1 protein-coding gene is annotated in these 635 nt (G+C 69.0%); it reads left to right on the top strand.

Features of this window, described 5'->3' with window-relative positions; translation table 11 throughout:
• Positions 1-635, top strand: a 635-nt coding sequence (locus LMU33_RS40880; protein WP_228627191.1) for a TauD/TfdA dioxygenase family protein, incomplete at both ends; no start/stop codon positions are given.

Here is a 635-nt window from a genome sequence, read left to right as displayed (position 1 = left end):
CTGCGGCAGGCGCTGCTCGAATGGAAGGTGATCTTCTTCCGTGACCAGCACGACTTCGGTGCCGACGCCCACCTGGCCCTGGCCGCGGTGTGGGGGGAGCCGGAGCCGAACCCGTTCTTCCCCAAGGGCGACACCGCCGGCGTCTCACGGCTGGCGAAGGACGCGACGGCCATCGGCCAGGAGAACATCTGGCACAGCGACCACTCGTTCATGGCCGCGCCCGCCCTGGGTTCGGTGCTCCGCTCGCTCGAGGTCCCGTCGGCCGGCGGTGACACCATGTGGGCCGACATGGCCGCCGCCTACGACAACCTCGGCGACGAGATGAAGCAGCGTATCGAGGGCCTCACCGCCGTACACGACTGGGGGCCCAGCTGGGGTACGTTCATGACACCGGAGCAGATCGAGGCGCTGCGCGTCTTCCTGCCTCCGGTGGAGCACCCGGTCGTCGTGCGGCACCCGCGCACCGGGCGCAAGACCCTGTACGTCAACGAGCCGTTCACCACCCGCATCGTCGGACTTCCCGAGGACGAGAGCCGGGAACTGCTCCACGAGCTGGGCCTGCAGGCGCGCATTCCCGAGCTACAGGTGCGGTTCCGCTGGCAGCCCGACTCGATCGCGATCTGGGACAACATCGC

The sequence above is a fragment of the Streptomyces barringtoniae genome (assembly GCF_020819595.1).
Taxonomy (GTDB): Bacteria; Actinomycetota; Actinomycetes; order Streptomycetales; family Streptomycetaceae; genus Streptomyces; species Streptomyces barringtoniae.
This window is presented reverse-complemented; position numbering and strand designations above follow the sequence as displayed.